The following is a 3693-nucleotide window of genomic DNA, read 5'->3' as shown; positions in this document are numbered from 1 at the left end:
GGACATATCCCAATTCAACATAATTTATCAATTTGATCTTGCCAAACGGCGAAAAATTATTGATATCTGTTGTTCTCTGAAATGGTTTCAGAGCATGAAATTCACATTGGATACGTGGATATGACAGACTTTATTGTTGCTGTATCGAGTGATTTATTGCGGGCTGGGATGTACGCTACACTCACAACAAATAACTACCGCATTGCGGCTTGTGTTACTAACTTTAATCAGTTACGTGAGGCGGCCAAAGACGCGCCTTGTGCCACCGTTATACTCTGTAGCCATCTGGCCGGAGACGGCACTATTGAAACCTGGCGCAGGTTACAAAAGCGCTACTGTGATCTGCAGGTGCTGCTATTCGCCAAACACTTTCAGGATATTCTAGATTTTCAGTGCAATCTCAAACAAGTTGATGGTTACCTGCTGGAAAATTCCTCTGAACAAGAATTCCTTGCTGCCATTGCGTCGCTTAATCGCGGTCATATGTTTGTGGCTACCGCGGTAGCAGAATACCTCGCGCGTAACCCCAGGCAAACCGAACAGGTGCGGCTGCTCAAGTCACTCAGTGACAGGGAAGTTCAGGTTACGCAGATGCTAGGCCGCGGCATCCGGGTTGCAGAAATCGCTAAACACCTTAATATCAGCAGCAAAACCGTTAATACCTTTCGTTACCGTATTTTTGCCAAACTCGGCGTTAATGGTGATGTAGAATTGACGCATATCGCAATACAAACAGGGTTGGTTGAACTCGATCATCCGGGAGTTTATGAACGAAAAACAGTTTGATTCAAAATCCTTCCTGAAACATCTGACTCATCAGCCGGGCGTTTATCGCATGTATGATGAGTCAGGTGACGTGATTTATGTTGGCAAAGCAAAAGATCTGCGTAAGCGGGTTGGTAGTTATTTCCGGACCAATCTGGATACACCGAAAACGCAGACGCTGGTAAAGCAAATTGCGGCGATGGACGTAACGGTTACCAATACCGAAGCCGAGGCGCTGATTCTTGAAAACAACTTCATCAAAAAATACCGTCCACGCTATAACGTGTTGCTGCGCGACGACAAGTCTTATCCCTATATTCTGGTCAGTCAGCACGAGCATCCGCGACTGGCGTTTCATCGTGGCACCCGCCGCGAAAAGGGCGATTATTTCGGACCCTTCCCAAATGGTGTGGCGGTACGTGAAAGTCTGCGGCTAATGCAGAAGCTCTTTCCGGTTCGTCAGTGCGATGACACTTATTACCGGGCCCGCAGCCGTCCCTGCCTGCAATATCAGCTGAAGCGCTGTCTGGCGCCCTGTGTGAAGGGGTATTGCACCGATGATGAGTATCAGGAGCAGGTGGAACTGGCTAAGTCGTTTCTACAGGGCAAAAACCAGCAGGTGATCGACCAGCTGGTTTTGCGTATGGAGCAGGCCAGCGGTGACCTTGATTTTGAAAGGGCCGCACGCTTTCGCGATCAGATAGGCGCGCTACGTAAAATTCAGGAGCGCAACGCTGTCACCGGCAATCAGCAGGAAATGGACGTGATTGGCTTCGCCCGGCGCGGCGGTATTGCGGCTGTACATCTGCTGTTTATTCGCGAAGGCGCAGTGCAGGGCAGTCGTAGTTATTTTCCAAAATTACCGGCCAATACTGACGACAGTGAAGTTTTGCTGGCGTTTATGTTGCAGTTCTATTTAAACGACCGCATTGGTCGCCGCTTACCACGCGAAATTATTCTGCCGGCTGAAACCGCTACGCAACTCCTTGATCCCGAGCGGGAGCTGCAATTGCTTGAGCAAGCCCTGGCACAACGGGTGCGGATGACCCACCAGGTACGCGGTGAACGCAGGCAATACCAGACCCTGGCGCAGAAAAATGCGTTAAATGCTTTAGATAGCCGGGTCAACCAGGCATCGACCATGTCAATGCGGGTTCAGGAACTCGAAAAGGCACTGGATCTTGGCTTCCCCGTGCAGCGGATGGAATGTTTTGATATCAGTCATACCATGGGACAAGAAACCGTAGCTTCCTGTGTGGTGTTCGATCAGCAGGGTCCGAAAAAAAGCGATTACCGCCGGTTTAATATCAAAGGTATCACGCCCGGCGATGACTACGCCGCTATGGCACAGGCGCTTAAGCGTCGCTATGACCCCTTGCGGGATAGCATTGACGCGGATACACCTATGCCCGACATTTTATTTATTGATGGCGGTAAAGGTCAGCTAACCCAGGCTGAAAATTATTTTGCCGACTGGTCGGCGCGGGTACCTTTGCTGATCGGTGTTGCTAAGGGGGAATCTCGCAAGCCCGGCCTGGAAACGCTTATTATGGCAGGCAGCCATGCCACACTACCACTGCCGGCCGATTCTCCGGCACTGCATTTGGTACAGCATATCCGCGACGAATCCCACCGCTTTGCTATTACCGGCCACCGACAGCGACGCGCCAAGGTTCAGCGAAGTTCACGGCTTGAGGATATTCCAGGCATTGGTGCAAAACGGCGGCAGAAAATCCTGCAGAACCTTGGCGGACTGCAACAGGTAAAACAGGCCAGTATCGATCAGTTAGCAGCCGTACCTGGTATCAGCCGCGATCTTGCCGAAACAATTTACCATGCTTTTCGTGATGAATAAGTTGTTAGCGGTAGCTAAGCAACGGTAAAACAGGCTAGTATTGAGCCTGATGATGCCTTTCGAAACGAACAGAGGAACTACCGGCTATTATGTGGACTATTCCCAATCTCCTGACTTGCTTTCGAATTCTGTTAATTCCTGTATTTCTGGTCATTTATTACCTACCGGGACCTGAGGCACATTTCTGGGCCGCGGTAGTATTTGCGATAGCGGGGCTTACTGATGGCCTGGACGGGTATATCGCTCGCAAATTTAACCAGTTCAGCAAGTTCGGTGCCTTTTTAGATCCAGTTGCCGATAAAGTCATGGTTGCCGCTTCGTTAGTGGTGGTGGTCGAGGATTATGCGGCCTGGTGGATCAGCATTCCGGCGCTGACTATCATTAGTCGGGAACTGGTGGTATCGGCTTTGCGCGAATGGATGGCGCAGATTGGCCGTCAGGAGCAAGTCAAAGTGTCGAATCTTGGCAAATGGAAAACCATTGCTCAGATGGTCGCAATAACCGGTCTGATATGGGAAGCCAATACCTTTGTCGTCATTACCGCAACCGTTCTGCTTTATGTTGCTTTTGTTCTCACGCTTTGGTCAATGTGGGAATATTTACGGGCGTCATGGGCTGACTTAAGTAAAGTGGAGTAAAAATAGCCAATCAGTAGGGTTCAGCCAAGAAAATCGTTGACCTTGTTGAAATAGGCAGTAAAATGCCTCGGCACTGGATGCGGGAATAGCTCAGTGGTAGAGCACAACCTTGCCAAGGTTGGGGTCGCGAGTTCGAATCTCGTTTCCCGCTCCAAACTCGAAGGCGGGTTGGCAGAATGGCTATGCAGCGGATTGCAAATCCGTGGATCTCGGTTCGACTCCGGGACCCGCCTCCATCGAGTTTCCTCAAAATATCTGTAATGCCCGGGTGGTGAAATAGGTAGACACAAGGGATTTAAAATCCCTCGCTGGTAACAGCGTGCCGGTTCAAGTCCGGCCCCGGGCACCACTTCTATTTCTGATTATCCGATATTCTCAATCCCAATCCGGTGCGAAATCGGGATCAATTATCCGCTCGTTTCGATCCAAGCCGTC

At 50.2% G+C, this 3693-nt stretch carries 3 protein-coding genes and 3 tRNA genes; all 6 read left to right on the top strand.

The genetic code is table 11. The annotated features are described in order from the left end of the window. Positions 1–120: 120 nt before the first annotated feature. A complete protein-coding gene (locus R3196_RS10830; RefSeq protein ID WP_318936778.1) occupies positions 121–786 on the top strand; it encodes a LuxR C-terminal-related transcriptional regulator in 666 nt (221 codons plus the stop codon). Next, positions 767–2620 carry an excinuclease ABC subunit UvrC gene (gene uvrC / locus R3196_RS10825; RefSeq protein WP_318936777.1) on the top strand — a complete coding sequence of 618 codons (1854 nt, stop codon included), beginning with the start codon at positions 767–769 and terminating at the stop codon, positions 2618–2620. Before R3196_RS10830 ends, uvrC begins: the two co-directional genes overlap by 20 nt. 89 nt (positions 2621–2709) lie before the next feature. Beyond that, positions 2710–3258, top strand: a complete 549-nt coding sequence (gene pgsA, locus R3196_RS10820) for a CDP-diacylglycerol--glycerol-3-phosphate 3-phosphatidyltransferase (protein ID WP_318936776.1) — start codon at positions 2710–2712, stop codon at positions 3256–3258. Positions 3259–3337: 79 nt separating this feature from the next. Further along, positions 3338–3412: transfer RNA gene (locus tag R3196_RS10815), tRNA-Gly, on the top strand. A gap of 8 nt (positions 3413–3420) precedes the next feature. Further along, a tRNA-Cys gene (locus R3196_RS10810) sits at positions 3421–3494 on the top strand. A 26-nt stretch (positions 3495–3520) separates the two neighbouring features. Then, positions 3521–3607, top strand: a tRNA-Leu gene (locus tag R3196_RS10805). Positions 3608–3693: the final 86 nt, after the last annotated feature.

This window comes from Pseudidiomarina sp. (assembly GCF_033722695.1).
In the GTDB taxonomy this organism is placed as follows: domain Bacteria; phylum Pseudomonadota; class Gammaproteobacteria; order Enterobacterales; family Alteromonadaceae; genus Pseudidiomarina.
The sequence above is the reverse complement of the archived record's forward strand: the minus strand, read 5'-3'. Positions and strand labels throughout refer to the sequence as shown.